Genomic DNA, 20,718 nt, shown 5'->3' on the forward strand with positions numbered 1-20,718 from the left:
GCGCTCAGAAGCGCAGGAGGATCTTCTGCACGAGTTTCGGCGAGACGGAGTGCAGGCGCTTCAGCGTCTTCACGAGGCCGATGTGCGCCTCCTCGCGGCGTTTCTCCATCGCTTCCACGATCGCCGCGGCGCAATCGGGCGCGGACATCTTCTTCGCCTCCCGCCCCCTCGTCATCTCGGTATCGACCATCGGCGGCAGCGCTTCGAGCATATGGATGCCCCTTTCGCGCAACTGCTCGCGAGCGGCGATGGAATAGGACCTGAGGCCTGCCTTGGTCGCGCAATAGAGCGGAGCCGAGGTGCTCGGCGTGATGGCGAGGCCCGAGGTGACGTTGACGATCATCGGATCGCGCCCGGCTTTCAGGTTCTCGTGCAAGCGGGCCGAGAGCAGGATCGGCGCGGTGAGGTTGGCGTGAATGTTAGCCTCGATATCGGCCGAGCTGATCTTTCCCGTGCGGTAATCATGCTCCAGCCCCATCCCGGCGTTATTGACGAGGATGTCGAGCGGAGCGTCGCTCCAGGCAGCGGCAACGGCATCGACGCCCGCCGCGTTGGCGAAATCGCCCTCGATCGTGCGGAAGCCTTCCGCTTCCATCGCCGCCAGCTTGTGCGCGGCGCGCCCGGTCACCGTCACCTCGGCTCCGCGATCCCGCAGCTGGAACGCCAATTCGCGCCCGATGCCGTCGCTCCCGCCGGTGACGAGGATGTGCTTGCCGGTAAAAGCCGTCATGCCTTCACGATGCCTTTTTCGACGAGGCTCTTTACCGTGTCTTCCAGCGTCTGTTCGGCGGGGATGTAGGTGAATCCGAGCTTTTCCTCGGTATGGCGACCGGAGACATCGCGCACATTGCCGAGTTCGCCCTTGACCTGGCGCATTTCGGGCATAAAGAGCGCGAGGAATTTCGCCAGCCAGTCGGGCATGCGGCGCGTGGGAACCTTGCCTGCATGCTGCGGCACGCGGGCGCGTATCGTGTCGGCCATCTCGCGGATCCATAGGAATTTCTGCGAGGTCGGGAAGCGTTCGCCGCGCACGGTTTCCGCAGGCGCCTCCAACGCGCGGATGTGCGCCTCCCCCACGTCGCGCACGTCGGTGATGCAGATGCCCATGTTGGGAATGAGCGGGATCGAGCCGTCGATAATCTTCTTCACCATCTCGACGCTGGTGGACATGTCTTCGTCATAGACCGGGCCGAAGACAGCGACCGGATTGATGGAGCAGAACACCATGTCGGGCGCGTACTGCGCCACCCAGTCGCGCGCGGCGCGCTCGGCCACGGTCTTGGACTGGATATAGGGCGGCGGGTTCGCGGTGAGATCGGTCCAGTCGGTGTAGTCGAAGTGGTCCTTGTCCGGATGGCCATAGGCGATGGCGGCGGCCGAGCTGGTTTGCACGAAGCGCTTCACGCCCGCCTTGTGCGCGAATTCGAGCGCACGCAGCGTGCCGTCGCGCGCAGGGATTATGAGATCGTCGGCGTTTTTCGGCACGTCGAGCGGGAATGGCGAGGCGACGTGCGCCACCGCGTCGCAGCCTGCATTGGCCTCTGCCCAGCCATCGTCGGAGAGGAGGTCGGCGGAGAAGACCTTGAGCTTGTCGCCAGCCTCCGGCCAGCGTGTGCGCAGCTTCGGTTCGCTCTTCGCGGCATCGCGCACCGTGGTGTGGACCGTGTATCCCTTTGCCAGCAGCCGGTCGATGACCTCGCCGCCGATATAGCCCGTGCCACCGGTTACAAGAACAGTGCCTGCCATGTCTCAGCCTCCCTTTCGGAGGAGCCTAGGCGAAGGGTCTGTGCGCTGCAATTAACCTTGCGGGGGCGGAGGTGGCGGTGCCGGATCGCGCAAATGCGGATGCTGGGTCAGGAAGCGCTCCTGCGATTCCGGCGAACCGACCACGAGAATCTCGCCTGGTCCGCATTTGTCCATGATTTCGCGCTCCAGTTCGGGCGCGATATAGGCCGATGGCGGGCCGCCCCAGTTCATCTGCTCACCGATGCGGGCAAGCGTGCGCCCCGAAACGCGGTCGCGCAGGATGTAGAAGCCCTCGCCATCGACATCGAGCCCGATTTCCTCGTGGAAGAACGCCAGCTTTTCCGGTTTCCCGTCACCGAGATCGCCGTGGAAACAGCCATCGCGCAGTTCGACCCTGCCCCACAACAGCGCCTCGTTCTGCGCACCCGTGCGCGCGGTCGATGCGGGCCACACGCGAATACCCGGACTGGCCGCATCCGAGACGCGGGGAAGGACGAGTTCGGGCACGAAGGTCCAGGCGATATGGGTCGGGACGCTCCAGCCGTTGCGCTGCGCCCAGTTCTCGAATTCGCTCGCGGTCAGGCCGGTGTCGATGGATTTGACCGGACCATCAGGCCCTTTCCCCGCAAGGCCGTAGCCGTTCAGCGCGTTTCGTGCGTCCAGCCGGGCAATCCAGCGTTCGCCTATCGCCTTTGCATCGGCGGGCAGCGGCGAGCTGGCCTCGCGGCGGACCCAGCTGCCTGTGCCAAGCGCCGGTTCGGCCAGAAGCGCCTTGTAATCAGGCGTCGGTGCGTTTGTTTGCGTGGCATAGGTCGCCGCATCCTCCGGAGCAGTCTGCGCCGCCTCGGGGCTATCGTCGGCAGGAGCGCAGGCCGCACAGGCCAGCAGCGCTAGGCTCATCATCCTGATCATGCTGGCATTTTCCGCGCTCCGGTCTGTCCAGAGGCTGAACGTCAGCGCATCAGGACCAGTTCCTCAGCCATGGTCGGGTGGATCGCGGTGGTCGCGTCGAAATCTGCCTTCGTCAGCCCTGCCTTCACGGCGATGGCGGCGGCCTGCATCATTTCGGGTGCTTCCGGCGCAATCAGGTGAATGCCGACGATCTTCCCGCTGTCTCCATCGCAGACCATCTTCATCAGGCTGCGCTCGTTACGACCGGCAAGGACATTCTTCATCGGGCGGAAATCGGAAAGATAGACCTTCACGCTGCCGAGCTGGTTCTTGGCCTCGCCCTCCGTCATGCCGACGGCGGCGATTGGCGGGTGGCTGAACACCGCGCTCGGGATACAGGAATGGTCCACCGCAACCGGATCGCAGCCGCCGAACACCATGTCGGCAAAGGCCTGGCCCTCGCGGATGGCAACGGGGGTAAGCTGCACGCGGTCGGTGACATCGCCCACGGCGTAGATATGGTCGACGCTGGTCTTGCTGAAGCGGTCGACCTTTATTTCGCCGCCCTCGCCCAGTTCCACGCCCGCCTTGTCGAGGCCCAGGCCTTCGGTATTGGGAATGCGGCCCACGGCGAACATCACGAGGTCGGCTTTTTCCTCGTCGCTATCGCTCATCTTTACGAAATAGCCGCCCTCGTCGCACGGCTTGATGTATTCGAACGTCGTGTTGAAGCGGAACTTGATCCCCTTCATCGTGCTGATCTGCAGCAGGCGGTCGCGCACGGCCTCGTCATAGCTGCGCAGCAGGCGATCGCCGCGATTGACGATGTGCACATCGCAGCCGAACTCGTTGAAGATGCCGGCGAATTCGTTGGCGATATAGCCTCCGCCCGCGATAATGATCTTCTTCGGCAGCTCGTCGAGATGGAAGGCCTCGTTCGAGCTGATCGCGTGCTCGGCGCCCTGGCATTCGGGCATGCGCGGGCGCGCGCCGGTTGCAATGAGGATGTACTTGGCCGTGACCTTACGCCCGCTGGCCAGCGTTATCTCGTGCGGGCCGGTGATCTCGGCGCGCTCCTTAAAGATCGTGACCTCGTGGTTGTTCAGCGTGTCGGTATAGGCGCCTTCCAGCCGATCGACATCGGCCAGCACGTTGTCGCGCAGCTTGGCCCAGTCGAACTTCTTCTCGCCAATCTCCCAGCCGAAGCGCTGACAGTCCTCGAGATCCTCGGCGAAATGCGCGCCGTAGACGAGCATCTTCTTGGGCACGCAACCGCGAATGACGCAGGTCCCGCCGACGCGGTGTTCCTCGGCGATCGCAACCTTCGCGCCATGCGCAGCCGAGACGCGCGATGCACGCACCCCGCCGGACCCGGCGCCGATGGTGAAAAGGTCGTAATCGTAGGTCTCGGCCATAGGGCGCTCCTGTCTGAGTGAGCGCGCGATATGGCGAGTGGCGGCTGCAAGGGCAACCGCCGCTTCACTCAGCCCTGGCTACTACGACGGTTTCGGCTGCGATTGCGATTGCCGCCGGGCCGACCACCCGGCCTTCCGCCCTGCCCGGCGCCGGCAGGCTTGCCCTTGCGCGCAGGATGCTTCTGTTTGGGCTTAGGTTTTGCCGCACCGCCGGTCGGACGCACCTTGGGGCGCGCAAGCTTGGGCTTCTGTTCGCGCTTGGTCGGGCCGACACCTTCGACCACGGCGCGGAAATTGTCGGGCAGCGGCAGGCGCTCGAATTCCGCGTCGGTCTTCTTGCGGATGTCCTTGAGGTAATCGCGCTCGTCCTCGGCGCAGAAGGCGATGGCCACGCCGTCACGGCCTGCGCGTGCGGTACGACCGATGCGGTGGACATATTGCTCCGGCACGTTGGGCAGTTCGTAGTTGAGCACGTGGCTGACGCCCGGAATGTCGATACCGCGCGCGGCGACATCGGTGGCAACGAGGATCGGCGTCTTGGCGCGCTTGAACTCGTCCAGCGCTCGCTCGCGCTGCGGCTGGCTCTTGTTGCCATGGATGGCGTTGGCGGGGATGCCGCTCTGTCCGAGCTTCTTCACGATCCGGTCGCAGCCATGCTTGGTGCGGGCGAAGATGAGCACGCGCTCGAACTTGCCGGGGACCTGGTGGCGTTCGGACAGGATCATCTCGAGCAACGTCTGCTTCTCGTCCTGCTGGACCATGAAGAGATACTGGTCGATGCGCTCTGCCGTGGTGCTTTCCGGGGTCACACTGACCTTGACCGGGTTGCGGCAATATTTGCCGACCAGTTCCTGAATCTGCTTGGGCATGGTGGCGCTGAAGAACAGCGTCTGGCGGTCATCGGGCACCAGCTCGCTGATCTTGCGCAGAGCATGGATGAAGCCGAGGTCGAGCATCTGATCGGCCTCGTCGAGGATCAGGATTTCGACCTTGTCGAGAGTAAAGGCCTTCTGGTCGATCAGGTCGAGCAGGCGGCCGGGCGTGGCGACGAGAATGTCGGTACCGCGATGCAGCTTGTTCCGATCCTTGTTAACGCTCGTGCCGCCAACAATGCTGTGCACCTTTAGCCCGGCAAGTGCGCCGTAGTCTTTCGCGCTATCGGCAATCTGGCCTGCCAGTTCGCGTGTCGGTGCAAGGATAAGCATACGGCAGGACTTGAACGGCGACTGCTTGTCTGCGTCGCGCAGCCGATCGATGCTGGGCAGCATGAAGGCGGCGGTCTTGCCGGTGCCGGTCTGGGCAATGCCCATAAGGTCGCGGCCTTCGAGCACGGGCGGAATGGCCTGCGCCTGGATCGGCGTCGGCGTGGTATAGCCCTTAATGTCGAGGGCCTGGAGCACGGGCTGCGACAGCCCGAGGTCGGTAAATTGTGTCATGAATAAACTCGCAAAACATGCGGCGCGCTGACGGATTCCGGGCGGAATCGTCGCACGTCGCGGGGGTTGGAACCACCCGCGTGAAATGGGAAGTCTGAAAAAACTGGACCGAGGCGCGGCCGGGGCGATGGATGTCTCTCACATCGCCGCTTCACGCTGGCTTGCGCGCTTCGATGGGCGCCATGTGGATGCTGCAATGCAAAAAGTCAATACACGGTTGTGCAGCGCACAAGCCGAGCGCTTGCCCGAATTGTCATTCGCAGCAGGCGAGAGAGTAACCGCTTGGAATTACTTGGCGATGCAGCGTCAGAAAAACTCGCTAATCAATGTTAAAATCTAACCCGCAATAGTATACTATGATGCTATCGTCGGTCACAATCTCTGGGCACCGGCGGCTGAGAGACAAGCTTGCGCTCCCCCGGTCATGGAGGAGTGGGCGATTTTCCGAAATACATCCGAAGGGCGCGAAGCGCTGCAATTCTACCTGCGTAAGGTGGACAGGCGCGGGGCTCTGTCGGAGGAAGCGCGCGAGGCGTTCCTGTCGCTCGACGTGAAACTGCAGGATTACGAAATGTACCGCCAGATCGTCAGCGAAGGCGAATTGACCAACCATTGCGCATTGATCGTTTCCGGCTGCGCGAGCCGTTTCAAAACGCTGGCCAATGGCGAACGGCAGATCAATTCGTTCCACTTCCGCGGCGACATGGTCGATCTGCAATCGGCGCTGATGCTGAAATCCGATCACAGCATACGCACGCACAGCCCGTGCCGGGTGGCCCGGATCGAGTGCCGCGCGGTTTTGCAACTGGCGCAGCAATTTCCCGAATGGGCGCGTGTCCTCTGGTTCGACACGCTGGTCGACGCGGCGATCTTCCGCGAATGGACGCTCAATGTCGGGCGCAGGTCGGCAGTCAGCCGGGTGGCGCATCTGCTGCTGGAAATCGCGCACCGGCTGCAGGATATCGGCGAGAGCGACGGGTATGAATTCCAGATGCCGGTAACGCAAACCGATCTCGCCGACGCCGCCGGGCTGAGCGCGGTGCACACCAACCGCTCGCTGCAGACGCTGCGCCAGCGCGGGCTGGTTCGCAGCTTCGGCCGCACGATGATCGTCCTGGACATGCCCGCGATGTGCGCGGAAGCGGGGTTCGACAGAAACTATCTCTACCCCGCCGGGCCTCGCGGTCTGCCCGCTGCGGTCTGACCGGCGCAATTGTCTGCCCCGCCGGGCCGCTCTACGGTACCTGTGCGCCTTGGAGCTCCATCGCCGGAGATACTGCCCCGACGACAACCCAGATCCGGCTGTCAGGCGAATAGCGAAGGCTGGCAAAGCTATTTCCGTCGCGCGTGATCCGGCAGAGACCGTTCAGCCGTTGCCGTTCGATGTAGTAGAACAGCGGCGCGGCATCGTCGCCATAACAATGCCGAACATCCGCCGAGCCCTTACCGTCTGGCTCGTAGATCAATTCGAAATGATGCTTGCCAAGGTAATTCACGATCCACCTCGCGACTTGAATGTCGAGGTTAAGATGAAGTGAACCGATTCGGCCTTCACATTGGTTAAAGCGCCGGAAATATTGCGGATTTTCTAGACACCCTCCCCAGTTCAGTCTCGCCACATGAAGCGATGCAGTGCTGGCAGCCAAATTTCCGCGGCGTCAAAGTCCGGCTTGCTCGAGAAGCCTCCGCGTGCTGGCGTCGAAATCGGCCTCGCCGTTTTCGATTGCCTTCGCCATCTGCTTGCCCAGCTCGACGCCGAACTGGTCGAAGGGGTTGATCCCCATCAGCACGGCGCCCGCAAAGGTGCGGTGTTCGTGGAAGGCGATCAGAGCGCCTAGCGTGGCGGCATCGAGATCGTCGCACAGGATCGTAGCCGAGGGACGGTCGCCCGGATAATTGCGCGCCGGGTCCTCGCCCTTCTTGCCCGCCATCAGCGCCGCTCCTTGCGCGAAGCAGTTCATCAGCAGGATGCGGTGATGCGCCGGATCCAGTGCGTCGCCCGGGGCGATGCTGGCGATGAAATCGACCGGGATCAAATGCGTGCCCTGATGGAGCAGCTGGAACACCGCGTGCTGCGCGTCGGTGCCCACCCCGCCCCAGGTGATCGGCGCGGTGGGGCCGTCGACCGGCTGCATATCGGCGGTCACGCGCTTGCCGTTGCTCTCCATCTCTAGCTGCTGGAGATAGTCAGGGAACAGCCCCAACCGCTCGTCATAGGCAAAAACGGCGCGCGTCTGGCAGCCGCGCACGCGGGTGTAATAGAGGTCGGCGAAGGCTGCGCGTAGGACGAGGTTGTCCTCCAGCGGCGTGTCGCGGAAATGCGCGTCGACTTCGGCCGCCCCGGCCAGCATTTCGCGAAATTCGTCCATGCCCACCGCCATGGCGATTGGGAACCCGATGCTCGACCAGACGGAATAGCGCCCGCCGACGCTTTCCTGAAACGGGAGGACGCGCGTCTCGTCGACGCCCCATTCCACCGCGGCTTCGGGGTTGGCGGTCAGGGCCACCACGCGGCCGCCCGGATCGGACACGCCGTTCTCGCCCAGCCATTTCAGCGCGCTGGCGGCGTTGGTCATGGTCTCGATGGTGGTGAAGGTCTTGCTGGCCACCGCGATCAGCGTCTTGGCCGGATCGCACTTCGCAAAGGCCGTCTCCAGCGCCACGCCGTCGATGTTGGAGACGACATGGACATCGCAGCGGGCGAATTCGCGGGCAAGCGCGTCGACGCCCAGAGCCGGGCCGAGCGCGCTGCCGCCGATACCGATGTGGATGAGGTGCTCGATCTCGCCAAGCGCGCCCTCGTGGATCGCCTCGACCAGCATGCCCATGCGGTCGATCAGCGCGGCGGCTTCTTCCACCTTCGCCTCGTCGCCCACACCACGCAGGGTAGCGTGGTCGGCGGCGCGGCCTTCGGTCGGGTTGACGATCTCCCCTCCGAAGAGCTTGGCGCGCATTCCGGCGAAATCCATCGCCTCGGCCAGCTCGGCGAACTTGCCCAGCACGGCCCAGTCGAGATGGGTTTTCGACCAGTCGAACAGTATTCCGCCAGGCGCCATGGGATCGCCCTTGGCCTCGCCCGCCAGTTCGATCCGGCCCGAAAGCATTGCCACGCGGTCCTTGCCGCCCGGCTCGTCCGCCCCCTCACCTCCGTCACGGCTTGCGCTGAACAGTTCGAGCAGCGTGGGCTTTGGCAGCGCGGCCAGTTCGCTCCAGATATCGGCGGCAGATTTGGTCATGGCGGGCAAAAATCCTTTGAAGGGCGGTTGCCTCGCGACTAGGGCTTTCGGCGATGAATGAGAACCCCCGCCTTGTGCAACCGGATGCCGACGCCGATCCGGACGCCGTGACCGCAGTCGACACGAGTGCCGAAGAGCAGGAAAGCTGGGGCGATTTCGCCAAGTTCGTGCTCAAGCTGGTGCTGGTCGTCGTGATCTTTCGCAGCTTCATCTTCTCGCCCTTCACGATCCCGAGCGAGAGCATGCTTCCGGGACTCAGGAACGGCGATTACCTCGTCGCGGCGAAGTGGCCCTATGGCTATTCGCGCCTGTCGCTACCCTTCGAAGCGCCGCTGATCCCGGGCCGCATCTTCGCCGACATGCCCGAGCGCGGCGACGTGGTGATCTTCAAGCACCCGGTCGACGGCACCGATTACGTCAAGCGCGCCATCGGCCTGCCGGGCGACACCGTGACCTTGCGTGGCGGCACCATCTTTCTCAATGGCGAACCGCTTAAACAGCGCCGCGGCGAGTATGTCGACATCCCGATGAGCGTGAATACCGGCTGCCGCGCCGACGGCGGCATCGTCGTGGGCGAGAGCACCTGTCGCTACCGCCAGATCACCGAAACGATGCCCTCGGGGAAAAGCTACGCGACGATCGACTTCGGACCGCGGCCGAAAGACGATTTCGGCCCCATCGTAGTGCCGCAGGGCAAGATCTTCGTCATGGGCGACAACCGCGACAACTCGCTCGACAGCCGCTTCCCTCCGGTCGCGGGCGGCGGCGTCGGGCTGGTCGATACCGATTTTCTCGTCGCGCGCGCGAGCATGGTGCTGTGGTCGACCGACGGCAGTGCCGAATGGCTGCTGCCCTGGACGTGGTTCACGGCTGCGCGATGGGACCGGATCGGAAGCGACATATGAGCGCGCTCGAACCCGACACTCGCGAGTGGCTCGAAAAAACGGGTTTCACCGTCAACAATGAGGCGCTTTGGCAGGCCGCGCTGACCCATGGCAGCATGGGCGAGAAGGACGACTACGAACGGCTCGAATTTCTCGGCGACCGGGTGCTCGGCCTGTCTATCGCCCACTGGCTTTACGAACAGAGCGACGCGCCTGAAGGCAAGCTTGCCCAGCGTCTCAACGCCATCGTAAGCCGCGAGATGTGCGCCATCGTGGCGCGCGGGATCGAGTTGTCGGAGCATATGCGCATATCCAAGCAGGCGCGCGCCGATGGCGGCAAGGACAGCGACAATATCCTCGGCGACGTGATGGAAGCGCTTCTGGGCGCGCAGTTCCTCGACAATGGCTTCAAGAAGTCGCGTGAGCTGGTGCACGTGCTCTGGCGCCCCGCGCTGGAAAGTGGAGCGGGCGAAAGCAAGCACCCCAAGAGCGCGCTGCAGGAATGGGCCGCTGGCAACCGCCGCAAACCGCCCGAATACGAGGTGGTGGAGCGGTCAGGACCGGATCACGCGGCCCAGTTCACCGTCAAGGTCAGCGTACACAAGGTCGGGGAGGCTACCGCCACCGCCGGCAGCAAGGGCGAGGCCGAAAGGGCCGCCGCCAAGAAATTCATGGAGAAGTTCGGATGACCCTTCGACAGGCTCAGGACGGGTCGGAAACGCGGTGCGGCCTCGTTGCCGTCATCGGCGCTCCCAATGCGGGCAAATCGACGCTGGTAAACCAGCTCGTCGGCCAGAAGGTCGCGATCACCAGCGCCAAGGCGCAAACGACGCGCGCGCGGATGCTCGGCATTGCGCTGCACAAGAGTGAAGAGGCGGATACGCAGATGGTCCTCATCGATACGCCGGGTATCTTCTCGCCCAAGCGCAAGCTCGATCGCGCCATGGTGAGCGCAGCATGGGACGGGACGGAAAGCGCCGATGCCGTGCTGCTGATGGTCGACCCGATCAAGCAGCGCCGCCACGAACTGGAACCGCTGGTCGAGGCGCTTGCGAAGCGCCCCGAACGCAAGATCCTCGTGCTCAACAAGGTCGACGCGGCGAAGAAGGAACCGCTGCTCGCGCTGGCGCAGGAGCTGGCCGAAAAGGTCGAATTCGCCGAAGTTTATTTCGTCTCCGCGCTGACCAGCGACGGCGTACCCGAACTCAAGGAATCGCTCGCGGCGATGATGCCCGAAGGCCCGTGGATGTATCCCGAGGATCAGGTCTCCGACGCCAGCGAACGCCTGCTCGCCACCGAAATCACCCGTGAACAGCTCTACAAGCAGCTGCACGAAGAACTGCCCTACGACAGCGCGGTACGGCCCGAAAAATACATCCAGCGCCCCGATGGCAGCGTGGAAATCCACCAGCAAATCGTCGTCATGCGCGACAACCAGCGCGCAATCGTCCTCGGCAAGGGTGGCAGCCGGATCAAGGAAATCGGCACCGCCGCGCGCGAGGAACTGAGCGAACTGCTGGGCCAGAAGGTCCACCTCTTCCTCCACGTCAAGACCGACGAACGGTGGAGCGAGGACAAGGAAATGTTCGAGGAAATGGGGCTCGAGTGGAAGGGGTAATTGGCCCCGACTTTCAACCCGAGTCAGAAACGCTTGAATTCCGGGATCGGTGAATTCGCGAACTGGATCTTGAGACCGTCCGAAGTGGTTAAATTCTCCGGCGTCAAAAGCTTCGTATACTTCGCTCCAATCCTGAGGCGTCTCGATGTGCGTTTCGTTGGGTTGAAGCTGGAGCATGAGTTCCAGCATCTCGCCCTCGACAACGTTGGCGATCCAATCCGCAGTTTCGTGATCGAGCGCTCCTGACCGGTAGCGCCGCGCAAGAACAACCGCGACGGCATTGAAAGTCGCAATCGCGAAATCCTTGGATCGACGCAAGGGCTCTACCCGGCAAACGTCGACGCCCCCGTACGCTTCCAAGTCTTGCTGGACGCCACTCAGGTAAGCCTGCGCCGCATTTTTGACGTCGTCCGCGGAAGCGCTCATCGATCCTCTTTGGAACTTCGTTTCGAACGTTACCGCTTCTTCGCGATCTTGATCTTGTTCTGCTTGGCGAAGCTCTTGGTCGATTCCTCGCTTCGGCCCAGCGCCTTTGCGATCTGCTTGAGGCCCTGGCCCTTGCCGGCGAGGGTGCGGAGTTGGCCCGCCTCCTCGCCCGTCCAGGGTTGCTGGTGCCGCTCGAAGCGCTCCTTGCCCATCAGCCGGCCTTCTTCTTGGCCACGGGCTTCTTCTTCGCCGCTGCCTTCTTGGCAGGAGCTTTCTTCTTGGCAGGAGCCTTGCGCTTCTTCTTCGCCGGGCCCTTTGCCGCGCGGGCATCGATCAGTTCGATCGCCTGCGCCTCGGTCACGTCCTCGGGCTTCATTTCCTTAGGGATCGTGGCGTTGGTGGTGCCGTCAGTGACATAGGGGCCGTAGCGGCCCGGCATGACCTTGATCTCGCCGCCGCTGGTCGGGTGCTCGCCCAGCGTCTTGATCGGTTCGGCCTTACCCCGTCCACCGCCCTTGCGGTTGGCAGCTTCGGCGAGGAGCGAGACCGCTGCATTCATGCCCGTCTCGAAGACATCGCGGGTGCTGGTCAGCTTGGCATATTTGCCGTCGTGGCGCAGGTACGGGCCGTAGCGGCCGATATTGGCCTCGATTTCCTTGCCCGTTTCCGGATGCGCACCGACGATGCGCGGCAGGCTGAGTAGCTTCAGCGCCCACTCGAGATCAAAATCGTCGAGGTCCTTGGGGATGCTCGCGCGTTTCGCGTCCTTGCCCTCGCCCAGCTGGATGTACGGACCGAAACGACCTGTCTTGCGCTCGACCGGGAGGCCCGTCTCCGGGTCCTTACCCATAACGCCATCATCCGCGCCGTCATCCCCGTCGCTGCCGGGCTTGGCGAATTGGCGAGTGAACTTGCACTCTGGATAATTGGCGCAGGCGACGAAGGCACCGTAGCGGCCGCCGCGCAGCGCGAGGCGTCCGCCTTCGCGCCCTTCCGTCTCGCACAGCGGGCAATGGCGCGGATCCTTGCCATCGGCGCGTTCGGGGAAGAGATAATCGGAGAGGAAATCGTCGAGTACCTCGGTGACTTCCGAGGGCTTCTTCTCCATGATCTCTTCGGTCTTGGGTTTGAAGTCCTTCCAGAACTCGGCGAGCAGCTTCTTCCACTCTTCGCGTCCGTCCGAAACCGTGTCGAGTTCATCCTCCATCCCGGCGGTGAAATCGAAGGACACGTAGCGCTCGAAAAACCGCTCAAGAAACGCCGTGAGGAGACGCCCCGATTCCTCTGCAAAGAAACGGTTTTTCTCCATCCGGACATAGTTGCGATCGCGCAAGGTCTGGAGCGTCGAAGCATAGGTCGAGGGGCGACCGATGCCGAGTTCCTCAAGACGCTTCACAAGGCTCGCCTCGCTGAAACGCGGCGGCGGCTGGGTGAAATGCTGGTTCGCTTCGACCGCCTTCTTGAGCGGACTGTCGCCCTTGCTGACGTTTGGCAGCACGCCATCCTCGTCATTCTCCGAAGGCTCGTCGCGGCCTTCCTGGTAGACGGCGAAATAGCCGGGGAATTTGACCACCTGGCCGGTGGCGCGCAGCTCGTGCTTGCCCGTGCCATCGCGCAGCGTGATGGTCGTGCGTTCCAGATTGGCGGATGCCATCTGGCTTGCCATCGCGCGCTTGAAGATCAGGTCGTAGAGCTTGGCCTCGTCACCCGAACCGGCGCGGTCCTTGCGGAAATCGGTCGGGCGAATTGCCTCGTGGGCTTCCTGCGCGTTCTTGGCCTTGGTGGAATAGAAGCGCGGCTTGTCGGGCAGGTAATAGGCGTCGTAGCGGTCGGCAATAGCCTTGCGGCAGGCGTCGATCGCGCTGCCGTCCATCTGCACGCCATCGGTACGCATATAGGTAATGTGCCCCGCCTCGTAGAGCGACTGGGCAAGACGCATCGTATGGCTGGCGGAAAAGCCCAGCTTGCGCGCGGCTTCCTGCTGCAGCGTCGAGGTGGTGAATGGCGGTGCGGGGCTCCGCTTCAAGGGCTTGGTCTCGATATCCTCGACCGTGAAGCGCGCATCCTCGACCGCCTTCTTGGCAGCCGTGGCGCTGCCTTTGTCGCCCAAGGTGAGCTTCTGCAACTTCTTGCCGTCGAACTTCACCAGCCGCGCGTCGAACTGCGTCCCGTCCTGCTCCAGCTTGGCGAGGACCGACCAGTACTCGTCCGCCTTGAAATGTTCGATCTCGATCTCGCGGTCGACGATCAATCGCAGCGCGACCGACTGCACGCGGCCCGCACTCTTCGCACCCGGCAGGCGGCGCCAGAGCACCGGTGAAAGCGTGAAGCCATAGAGATAATCGAGCGCGCGGCGGGCGAGATAGGCATCGATCAGATCCTGATCGAGCGCACGCGGAGCCTTCATCGCATCGGTAACGGCCTGCTTGGTGATTGCGTTGAAGGTGACGCGGTCGACCTTCTCGGGCAGCGCCTTGCGCTTTCGCAGCAATTCACGAACGTGCCAGCTGATCGCTTCCCCTTCGCGGTCAGGGTCGGTCGCGAGAACGAGGCGGTCGGCCTTCTTGGCGTTGTCGCTGATTTCCTTGAAGCGGCTCTGCTTGTCGCGATAGAGCTCCCAGTCCATCGCGAAGTCCTCGTCCGGGCGCACGCTGCCATCTTTGGGCGGCAGGTCGCGGACATGGCCGTAGGAGGCGAGGACCTTGAAGTCCTTGCCGAGGTATTTTTCGATGGTTTTCGCCTTTGCCGGCGATTCTACGATGACCAGTTGCATGAGGTGGAAAAACGTCCCTTACGTGTGCGTATGCGTATACGCGCGAAAATGGGGACCGCTCCCGAGACCCGTCAAGCGACAAAAAACCCGGAGCGGCCCGAGGGCGCGCTCCGGGATAAAGGAAAAGGACTTGCTCGAAACCGATCAAGCCCTTCGGGTCGCAGAGCCTGCCTAACCGGCCCTACCCCGGAGGACCCCACCCAATTGGGTGGGTCTCGAAAGTTTATCCCGCTTTGTCCCGAGTTGAGCTTTGCGCGAAATCGGGCGGGAGGATGCATCGGCCTGCATCGTACTCGCCGACCGCGCGGATCACCTCGTTTTTCTCCGGCTCGATCCGGCGGCCCGAGATCTGGCTGTCGATCACGCGGCGCAGCAGCTGGTCGAGGCGGGTGACGAGATAGCAGTCGAGCGCCGGCTTGGCGTGGGGGTTGCCGATGCCGCTATCGTCGGTGAGGAAAGTGTAGCGCGACTGGGTGGCGGCGGCCATGGCGCGCATGACGTATTCGGCCACATCCGCCACGCCCGAAGCGCCGACCGGCACGACATGCACGCGTTCGGCGCGCAAGTGTTCAGCGGCGAGCCAGGTTCGCGGGATGTCCTCGTCATGCGGCGGCGCGTCGCCCACCAGCAGCAGCGACTTCACCGCATCCTTGCGCCATTCGAGCTGGGCGGCGCGGACCAGCGCGTCCTGCATCGCTTCCTCGTAATCGCCTCCACCGCCGGCGTGTTGGGCCGCAAGACGGGTTTGGGCGCGGGCGACATCGCTGTCGAAGTCGAAAGTCTGGGTAACGAAATCGTCGCCCTCGTCGCGATAGAAGCTGAAGGCGACGCGGATATCGATGTCCCGGTGGCGCGCCTCGAGCTGGTCGATGATCGAGCGCAGTTCTTCCTTGAGGAACCGCAGTTCGTCGCCCATCGAGCCGGTGACGTCGACCACGAGCGCAAGGTCGAGCTTGCGCACGGCCTCAGCGGCACGATCGGAGCGGATGGTGACGCTCTGCGCGCCTTCACCTGCAGACAGGCGCACCATGCGCCATTCGCTGCGACCGGCGCGGACCCATACGGTTTCGCTCAGCCGGTCCAACGCTGGGAAGAACACCGCGCTGCCATCGGCGACCGAATTGAGGGTGATCGAATTGCCATCCTCGCAGCGCAGTTCGATGGGCATGAAGGGAACCGCCTGCCCGCGCGCGTCCTTCGCCTCCACCCGCAAGATGCGCGAGGTGTCGAGCACGGGCAGCGATGCGATGCGCTGGCCCAGGTCGGACTTGCGGACATAGGCGGCATAAAGCTCGGGATTGAGGAGGTCGTCGTGCTCACCTGCGGTCAGCAGGCCGCTCTGCGGACGCGGCTGCGGCGGGCGCGGAGGATAGGGCGGCGGCGGATAGCCGGGCATGGTGCTGCTCGCCGGCGGAGGCGGTGCCGCAGTGGGCGGCGGAGCGCGCTCGGCATCGACGGTCGCACCGGGGCTCGCGCTTTCCATGGACTCGCGCTTCATGCGCGGACCGGTCACGACAATGCGGTCGCCCTCATCCGCGGCCGCGGCGGCGGGTGGTGGCGGAGGGGGCGGCGCTGCTTCCATGGCCACAGGCGGCGGTGCGAGATGGCGGGGGCGCTGTTGCTGGTCGATCACGGTTTCCTCGCCGAGGTCGGGCAAAGGCGCAGGCGTACGGCAATAGCCGAGGTCGCGCGAAGGCGGCGGGACGGTGGCGCGGAGATCCGGCTGTTCGCCATGCGCTTGCAAGACGGCAGGGCCTGGAACCAGCAGAGAAAGGGCACAGGCCCCGGCAATCATCTTCTTCATCACGACTCTCCCCGATCGAACGCGAAATGATACTGTATCACATTTGATCAGGGATGGAAGATGAACGGTTCCTGACGTGCGACCGGAGATTAAGAGCCAAATGTCAGGAAGAGAGGCTCACCCGCCCTGCCGCATGGCGTTCCAGCCGTCCGGCAATCTCGAGTTCAAGCAGCGCCAATTGCACCGCAGCAGCGCCCTTACCGGACTGGCGCACCAGCTCGTCCACCGCGATGGGCGCGGTCGTAAGAAGGCTGGCGATGTCGGCGGGTTCGGCCTCCGCGAATTCGGCCGGTTCGAAGTCAAAATGCGACACCGGCTCGCGGAAGGTCGAGCGCGGGCTTCCATCGAAACCGGTGAGCAGTTCGGCCACGTCTTCGGGCGATTGCACCAGCACGGCGCCTTCGCGGATGAGGTGGTTGCAGCCGTGGCTGCGCGCCTCCAGCGGGCTGCCGGGGATCGCCATGACCTCCCTCCCCACCTCGCCTGCCAGCCGGGCGGTGATGAGGCTGCCGGACTTGATCGCAGCCTCGACCACCAGCGTGCCTGCGGCGAGCCCGGCGATGATGCGGTTGCGGCTGGGAAAGTGGCTGCCGCGCGGCTCCGTGCCAGGAGTCTGTTCGGCGATGAGCAAGCCTTCTCGCGCGATCCGTTCCTGCAATTCACTGTGCTGCGGCGGGTAGGCGATGTCGATCCCGCTGGCGATGACGCCGACGGTCTGCGGGAGTGCGCCCTCATGCGCCGCACCGTCGATCCCGCGCGCCAGCCCCGAGACCACCGTGAAACGGGCCTCGGCTAGCCCTTTCCCGAAATCGCGCGCCAGCTTGACCGCGGCCGCGCTGGCGTTGCGCGCACCCACCATGGCGACACAGGGCCTGGCGGCCAGCGACAGGTCGCCGCGCCAGGTCAGGATCGGCGGCGCGCTGTCGATTTCGCCGAGGAGGCGCGGATAGTCAAGCTGGTCGTGGAACAGGTATTTTGCGCCGGAAGCGCGCACAGCATCGACCTCGCGCTCGATCCTGTCGCGAGGCGCGGCGCGGTATTGCCGCCCGCCCTTCTTGCCGAGTTCCGGCAGGGCCTCCAGCGCCTCACCCGCGGTACCGAAGCGCGCCAGCAGCATGGCGTAGCTGACCGGGCCGATATTGGGCGAACGCAGCAGGCGGATGCGGGCGAACGCCTCGTCCTGAGTCAGCGTGGCCGGCGCGGGATGGACCGCCTCGTTCACCCCTTGGAGCCGACCTTCGGTTCGGTCCCGGCGGCGAGGCGCTTGATGTTTTCCCGATGCAGGAAGATCACCAGCGCGGCAATCAGCACCAGCACCTTCACCCAGGTCGGCCAGCCGAACAGGAAGGCTGCCACAGCGGTCGCGACGACGGCGCTCATCCCTGCGAGCGAACTGATCCGCGTGATCGCGAGCATGCCCAGCCACACCAAAGCGTAGACCACGCCCAGCGGCCAGGCTAGGCCGAAGCTGACCCCGGCATTGGTCGCCACGCCCTTGCCGCCCCTGAAGCCCAGCCAGACCGGGAAACAATGGCCGATCACGGCGAAAAGCGCGGTCCAGCCTGCGTCTTCCCAGAACAAGTGCTTGGCGATCAGGACCGGTATCAGCCCCTTGGCGAGATCGAGCAGGAGCGTTGCCGCGGCCAGCCCCTTGCTGCCGGTGCGCAGCACGTTGGTCGCCCCGATATTGCCGCTGCCCTGTTGGCGAATGTCGCCCTTGCCCGCCAGTTTCGCGAGGATCAGGCCGAAGGGGATCGAGCCGAAGGCATAGCCGAGCAGCGCGGCCCACAGGACGCTGATCGAAAAGTCTGTACCGAAATCCATCCCGTAAGTCCCCGGCATTGCCGCAAGACTTGTGAAAGCCCTGCCTTTTTGTCTAGCGAGGCATCTAGAGCGATTTGCTCCGCTGCGGCAAGCGGCGAGCTGCCAAAAGGGACCGATTTGAACTCTTCCTCCCCGATCCTGCTGTTCGATTCCGGCGTGGGCGGGCTGACCGTGCTGGCCGAGTTGCGCCAGCTCATGCCCAAGGCCCCCGTGATCTACGCCGCCGACATGGCCGGACTGCCCTATGGCACGAAGACCGAGGCCGAAGTCGCCGCGCGTGTCGCCGGCCTGCTTGGGCGGATGGCCGAACGCTACAATCCGCGCCTGATCTGCATTGCCTGCAACACGGCGAGCACGATCGCGCTGGGCATGGTGCGCGAAGTGCTGGAAACGCCCATCGTCGGCACGGTCCCGGCGATCAAGCCCGCCGCTGCGCTCACGAAAACGGGCACGATCGGCTTGCTCGGCACGCAGGCGACCGTGCGCCAGGGCTATGTCGACGATCTCGAGCGCGAGTTCGCCTCGGACAAGACGCTGCTGCGTTACGGGGCGAACGATCTGGTCGCGCTGGGCGAACACAAGTTGCGCGGCGAGTCCGTCAGCGTCGACGAAGTTGCCAAAGCGGCGCGCGGCCTCGTGCTGCAGGTGGGCGGCGAGGATCTCGACACCGTCGTGCTTGCCTGCACGCACTTCCCCCTGCTCGAACCCGAACTGCGCGAGGCTTTCGGCAAGCACGTCACCTTCGTCCACGGAGCGCAGGGTATTGCCCGCCGAATTGCGCACCTGCTGGAGGGCGAGCGTTTCTCCTTTTGGAGCAAGAGTTTTGCCGTCACGACTGGCGAACTCGACGATTTCCGCCGCCTGGCGGGCGCGTTCGAGCGGCACGGTATTACCCGCCTCAAGCGCTTCTGAACCGTTTACCGGGGCTTGCGCACGGCGGGACGCAGCTTGCCAATTTCGAAATTGAGCAGCCCACCAGACTGGCGTATGGCGCGCAGCGCACCATATATCGAGGGTTATAGAACCAATGGCCAATGGCGGCCCACGGCAGTTTCCGATAGCGATTCAGGCATAGGGGATTGCCGCTGGGGATTGAGCGGCTATAGGCGAGGGCATCATGAACTACGGACAGGTTTTCGACGAAGCGATCGGTCGTCTTCACAAAGAGGGCCGCTACCGTGTGTTCATCGACATCATGCGGAACAAGGGGGCCTACCCCAACGCGCGCTGCTTCCACGGTCATAACGGCCCCAAGCCGATCACCGTGTGGTGCTCCAACGACTATCTCGCCATGGGCCAGCATCCCAAGGTCATCGAAGCGATGGAAAACGCGCTGCACGATGTCGGCGCGGGTTCGGGCGGCACGCGCAATATCGGCGGGAACACGCACCTCCATGTCGAGCTGGAACGCGAGCTGGCGGATCTGCACGGCAAGGAAGGCGCGCTGCTGTTCACCAGCGGTTATGTCTCGAACGACGCGACGCTGTCGACGCTGGCAAAGCTGCTTCCGGGCTGCGTGATCTTCTCCGACGAATTGAACCACGCCAGCATGATCGCCGGCATCCGCAATTCGGGCTGCGAGAAGCGCGTCTTCCGCCACAACGATCTCGAGCATCTGGAACAGCTGCTCGCGGCCGAAGATTTCGACACGCCGAAGGTCATCGCTTTTGAAAGCGTCTATTCGATGGACGGGGACGTCGCCCCGATCCATGCGATCTGCGACCTCGCCGAAAAGTACAACGCGCTGACCTATATCGACGAAGTCCACGCGGTCGGCATGTATGGAGAACACGGCGGCGGCATCTCCGAACGCGACGAGGCTGCGCACCGCATCGACATCATCGAGGGCACGCTGGGCAAGGCGTTCGGCGTGATGGGCGGCTATATCGCAGCCGATACGCGCGTGATCGACTGCATCCGCAGCTACGCCCCGGGTTTCATCTTCACCACTTCGCTCAGCCCCGTGCTGGTCGCCGGCGTGCTCGCCGCGGTGAAGCACCTGAAGTCTTCGAACGAGGAGCGCGACGCGCAGCAGGCCGCTGCTGCCCTGCTCAAGGAAAAGATGCGCAAGGCGGGCCTGCCGGTCATGCCTTCGGTCACGCATATCGTGCCGCTGATGATTGGCGACCCGGTGCGCGCCAAGCAGATCAGCGACATCCTGCTCGCCGAATACGGCGTCTACGTCCAGCCGATCAACTTCCCCACCGTTCCCCGCGGTACGGAGCGCCTGCGCTTCACGCCGGGTCCTGCGCATACCGCAGAGATGATGGACGAACTGGTCACCGCGCTGGTCGAGATCTGGGATCGGATGGAGCTGGAACTGCGCAAGGCAGCCTAGGCCAGTGGCGAAAGCGGCCGATCCAGACTTTCGCCACACGACACCGCCCGAAATCAAGGCCATGCTCGACGGCGATGCTACGCTATCTGAAAAGTGGCAAGCGCTGACCCCGTTGGCGCGCAACGAATGGATCTGCTGGACGATTTCCGCCAAGCAGGACGCGACCCGCACCAAGCGCCGCGCCCGGCTCCATCAGGAAGTTCTCGAAGGCAAGAAGCGACCCTGCTGCTGGCCCGGCTGCCCCCACCGCCGCGAATCCGCCCGCAAGTGGGTCGATGCGTGACCTTGCCGCGCCGTAGGGGATTTTGCCGTATCCCCGCGCTGCGC

General features: G+C 64.0%; 20 protein-coding genes. 8 read left to right on the forward strand and 12 right to left on the reverse strand.

Going from position 1 to position 20,718, the window contains the following annotated elements; translation table 11 throughout:
- Nucleotides 1-4 precede the first annotated feature (4 nt).
- The 5 genes from ED21_RS12660 to ED21_RS12680 form a co-directional block, all read right to left on the reverse strand.
- Nucleotides 5-730 carry an SDR family NAD(P)-dependent oxidoreductase gene (locus tag ED21_RS12660; RefSeq protein WP_006834317.1) on the reverse strand — a complete coding sequence of 242 codons (726 nt, stop codon included), beginning with the start codon at nucleotides 728-730 and terminating at the stop codon, nucleotides 5-7.
- A complete protein-coding gene (locus ED21_RS12665) occupies nucleotides 727-1,746 on the reverse strand; it encodes an NAD-dependent epimerase/dehydratase family protein (RefSeq protein WP_006834318.1) in 1,020 nt (339 codons plus the stop codon). Before ED21_RS12665 ends, ED21_RS12660 begins: the two co-directional genes overlap by 4 nt.
- A 51-nt stretch (nucleotides 1,747-1,797) precedes the next feature.
- Entirely contained in the window at nucleotides 1,798-2,658 is an 861-nt protein-coding gene (locus ED21_RS12670) for a hypothetical protein (RefSeq protein ID WP_006834319.1), read from the reverse strand.
- 41 nt (nucleotides 2,659-2,699) lie between these two features.
- Nucleotides 2,700-4,052: a glutathione-disulfide reductase gene (gorA, locus tag ED21_RS12675; RefSeq protein WP_006834320.1), complete on the reverse strand. Its 1,353-nt coding sequence runs from the start codon at nucleotides 4,050-4,052 to the stop codon at nucleotides 2,700-2,702.
- A gap of 68 nt (nucleotides 4,053-4,120) precedes the next feature.
- Entirely contained in the window at nucleotides 4,121-5,488 is a 1,368-nt protein-coding gene (locus ED21_RS12680; RefSeq protein WP_006834321.1) for a DEAD/DEAH box helicase, read from the reverse strand.
- 85 nt (nucleotides 5,489-5,573) lie between these two features.
- On the opposite strand from ED21_RS12680, the gene ED21_RS15510 reads away from it, so the two are divergent.
- Together ED21_RS15510 and ED21_RS12685 are read left to right on the forward strand one after the other, a co-directional pair.
- On the forward strand, nucleotides 5,574-5,828 hold the full coding sequence (locus ED21_RS15510; RefSeq protein WP_156787470.1) for a hypothetical protein: 255 nt from the start codon (nucleotides 5,574-5,576) through the stop codon (nucleotides 5,826-5,828).
- Between the two features lie 210 nt (nucleotides 5,829-6,038).
- Nucleotides 6,039-6,692, forward strand: coding sequence for a Crp/Fnr family transcriptional regulator (locus ED21_RS12685; protein WP_198005861.1), 654 nt, complete (start codon nucleotides 6,039-6,041; stop codon nucleotides 6,690-6,692).
- A gap of 31 nt (nucleotides 6,693-6,723) precedes the next feature.
- Here ED21_RS12685 and ED21_RS12690 read toward each other — a convergent pair whose 3' ends face one another.
- Nucleotides 6,724-6,984 carry a hypothetical protein gene (locus tag ED21_RS12690; RefSeq protein WP_006834323.1) on the reverse strand — a complete coding sequence of 87 codons (261 nt, stop codon included), beginning with the start codon at nucleotides 6,982-6,984 and terminating at the stop codon, nucleotides 6,724-6,726.
- A gap of 162 nt (nucleotides 6,985-7,146) precedes the next feature.
- The gene (gene pgi / locus ED21_RS12695; protein ID WP_006834324.1) at nucleotides 7,147-8,724 is read right to left on the reverse strand and encodes a glucose-6-phosphate isomerase; all 1,578 of its coding nucleotides are present in this window, start codon (nucleotides 8,722-8,724) and stop codon (nucleotides 7,147-7,149) included.
- A gap of 53 nt (nucleotides 8,725-8,777) precedes the next feature.
- Here pgi and lepB point away from each other — a divergent pair, with 53 nt between their 5' ends.
- Genes lepB through era form a run of 3 tightly spaced genes read left to right on the forward strand, consistent with a single transcriptional unit; the run spans nucleotide 8,778 to nucleotide 11,226 of the window.
- Nucleotides 8,778-9,629: a signal peptidase I gene (gene lepB, locus ED21_RS12700; RefSeq protein ID WP_006834325.1), complete on the forward strand. Its 852-nt coding sequence runs from the start codon at nucleotides 8,778-8,780 to the stop codon at nucleotides 9,627-9,629.
- Nucleotides 9,626-10,297, forward strand: coding sequence for a ribonuclease III (gene rnc / locus ED21_RS12705; RefSeq protein WP_006834326.1), 672 nt, complete (start codon nucleotides 9,626-9,628; stop codon nucleotides 10,295-10,297). Before lepB ends, rnc begins: the two co-directional genes overlap by 4 nt.
- Nucleotides 10,294-11,226 (forward strand): GTPase Era, encoded by a 933-nt coding sequence (gene era, locus ED21_RS12710; protein WP_006834327.1) that lies wholly within the window; start codon nucleotides 10,294-10,296, stop codon nucleotides 11,224-11,226. The genes rnc and era overlap by 4 nt, the downstream gene beginning before the upstream one ends.
- Nucleotides 11,227-11,681: 455 nt before the next feature.
- Here era and ED21_RS12720 read toward each other — a convergent pair whose 3' ends face one another.
- The 5 genes from ED21_RS12720 to plsY form a co-directional block, all read right to left on the reverse strand.
- Nucleotides 11,682-11,864, reverse strand: coding sequence for a hypothetical protein (locus tag ED21_RS12720; protein ID WP_006834329.1), 183 nt, complete (start codon nucleotides 11,862-11,864; stop codon nucleotides 11,682-11,684).
- Complete coding sequence (gene topA / locus ED21_RS12725; RefSeq protein ID WP_006834330.1) at nucleotides 11,864-14,425, reverse strand: type I DNA topoisomerase; 2,562 nt, start codon at nucleotides 14,423-14,425, stop codon at nucleotides 11,864-11,866. The genes ED21_RS12720 and topA overlap by 1 nt, the downstream gene beginning before the upstream one ends.
- A gap of 223 nt (nucleotides 14,426-14,648) precedes the next feature.
- Nucleotides 14,649-16,229: a VWA domain-containing protein gene (locus ED21_RS15925; RefSeq protein WP_006834331.1), complete on the reverse strand. Its 1,581-nt coding sequence runs from the start codon at nucleotides 16,227-16,229 to the stop codon at nucleotides 14,649-14,651.
- Between the two features lie 103 nt (nucleotides 16,230-16,332).
- On the reverse strand, nucleotides 16,333-17,451 hold the full coding sequence (gene dprA / locus ED21_RS12735; RefSeq protein ID WP_006834332.1) for a DNA-processing protein DprA: 1,119 nt from the start codon (nucleotides 17,449-17,451) through the stop codon (nucleotides 16,333-16,335).
- On the reverse strand, nucleotides 17,448-18,053 hold the full coding sequence (gene plsY / locus ED21_RS12740; protein ID WP_006834333.1) for a glycerol-3-phosphate 1-O-acyltransferase PlsY: 606 nt from the start codon (nucleotides 18,051-18,053) through the stop codon (nucleotides 17,448-17,450). The genes dprA and plsY overlap by 4 nt, the downstream gene beginning before the upstream one ends.
- Before the next feature lie 117 nt (nucleotides 18,054-18,170).
- Here plsY and murI point away from each other — a divergent pair, with 117 nt between their 5' ends.
- From murI to ED21_RS12755, 3 genes are all read left to right on the forward strand, one after another.
- Entirely contained in the window at nucleotides 18,171-18,965 is a 795-nt protein-coding gene (gene murI, locus ED21_RS12745) for a glutamate racemase (RefSeq protein WP_006834334.1), read from the forward strand.
- 205 nt (nucleotides 18,966-19,170) lie between these two features.
- Nucleotides 19,171-20,391: a 5-aminolevulinate synthase gene (gene hemA, locus ED21_RS12750; protein ID WP_006834335.1), complete on the forward strand. Its 1,221-nt coding sequence runs from the start codon at nucleotides 19,171-19,173 to the stop codon at nucleotides 20,389-20,391.
- Between the two features lie 4 nt (nucleotides 20,392-20,395).
- Nucleotides 20,396-20,674 (forward strand): YdeI/OmpD-associated family protein, encoded by a 279-nt coding sequence (locus ED21_RS12755; RefSeq protein ID WP_083800460.1) that lies wholly within the window; start codon nucleotides 20,396-20,398, stop codon nucleotides 20,672-20,674.
- The last annotated feature ends 44 nt before the right edge of the window (nucleotides 20,675-20,718 follow it).

This window comes from Erythrobacter sp. SD-21 (assembly GCF_000181515.1).
Classification (GTDB): Bacteria; Pseudomonadota; Alphaproteobacteria; order Sphingomonadales; family Sphingomonadaceae; genus Qipengyuania.

What these genes read in the sequence shown, in the direction of transcription:
- ED21_RS15510 (WP_156787470.1), top strand. Translation starts at nt 5,574, where the DNA reads ATGGGAAGTCTGAAAAAACTGGACCGAGGCGCGGCCGGGGCGATGGAT.
- ED21_RS15925 (WP_006834331.1), bottom strand. Translation starts at nt 16,229, where the DNA reads ATGAAGAAGATGATTGCCGGGGCCTGTGCCCTTTCTCTGCTGGTTCCA.
- rnc (WP_006834326.1), top strand. Translation starts at nt 9,626, where the DNA reads ATGAGCGCGCTCGAACCCGACACTCGCGAGTGGCTCGAAAAAACGGGT.
- ED21_RS12670 (WP_006834319.1), bottom strand. Translation starts at nt 2,658, where the DNA reads ATGATCAGGATGATGAGCCTAGCGCTGCTGGCCTGTGCGGCCTGCGCT.
- plsY (WP_006834333.1), bottom strand. Translation starts at nt 18,053, where the DNA reads ATGGATTTCGGTACAGACTTTTCGATCAGCGTCCTGTGGGCCGCGCTG.
- pgi (WP_006834324.1), bottom strand. Translation starts at nt 8,724, where the DNA reads ATGACCAAATCTGCCGCCGATATCTGGAGCGAACTGGCCGCGCTGCCA.
- gorA (WP_006834320.1), bottom strand. Translation starts at nt 4,052, where the DNA reads ATGGCCGAGACCTACGATTACGACCTTTTCACCATCGGCGCCGGGTCC.
- topA (WP_006834330.1), bottom strand. Translation starts at nt 14,425, where the DNA reads ATGCAACTGGTCATCGTAGAATCGCCGGCAAAGGCGAAAACCATCGAA.
- ED21_RS12680 (WP_006834321.1), bottom strand. Translation starts at nt 5,488, where the DNA reads ATGACACAATTTACCGACCTCGGGCTGTCGCAGCCCGTGCTCCAGGCC.
- lepB (WP_006834325.1), top strand. Translation starts at nt 8,778, where the DNA reads ATGAATGAGAACCCCCGCCTTGTGCAACCGGATGCCGACGCCGATCCG.
- hemA (WP_006834335.1), top strand. Translation starts at nt 19,171, where the DNA reads ATGAACTACGGACAGGTTTTCGACGAAGCGATCGGTCGTCTTCACAAA.
- ED21_RS12660 (WP_006834317.1), bottom strand. Translation starts at nt 730, where the DNA reads ATGACGGCTTTTACCGGCAAGCACATCCTCGTCACCGGCGGGAGCGAC.
- ED21_RS12665 (WP_006834318.1), bottom strand. Translation starts at nt 1,746, where the DNA reads ATGGCAGGCACTGTTCTTGTAACCGGTGGCACGGGCTATATCGGCGGC.
- era (WP_006834327.1), top strand. Translation starts at nt 10,294, where the DNA reads ATGACCCTTCGACAGGCTCAGGACGGGTCGGAAACGCGGTGCGGCCTC.
- ED21_RS12720 (WP_006834329.1), bottom strand. Translation starts at nt 11,864, where the DNA reads ATGGGCAAGGAGCGCTTCGAGCGGCACCAGCAACCCTGGACGGGCGAG.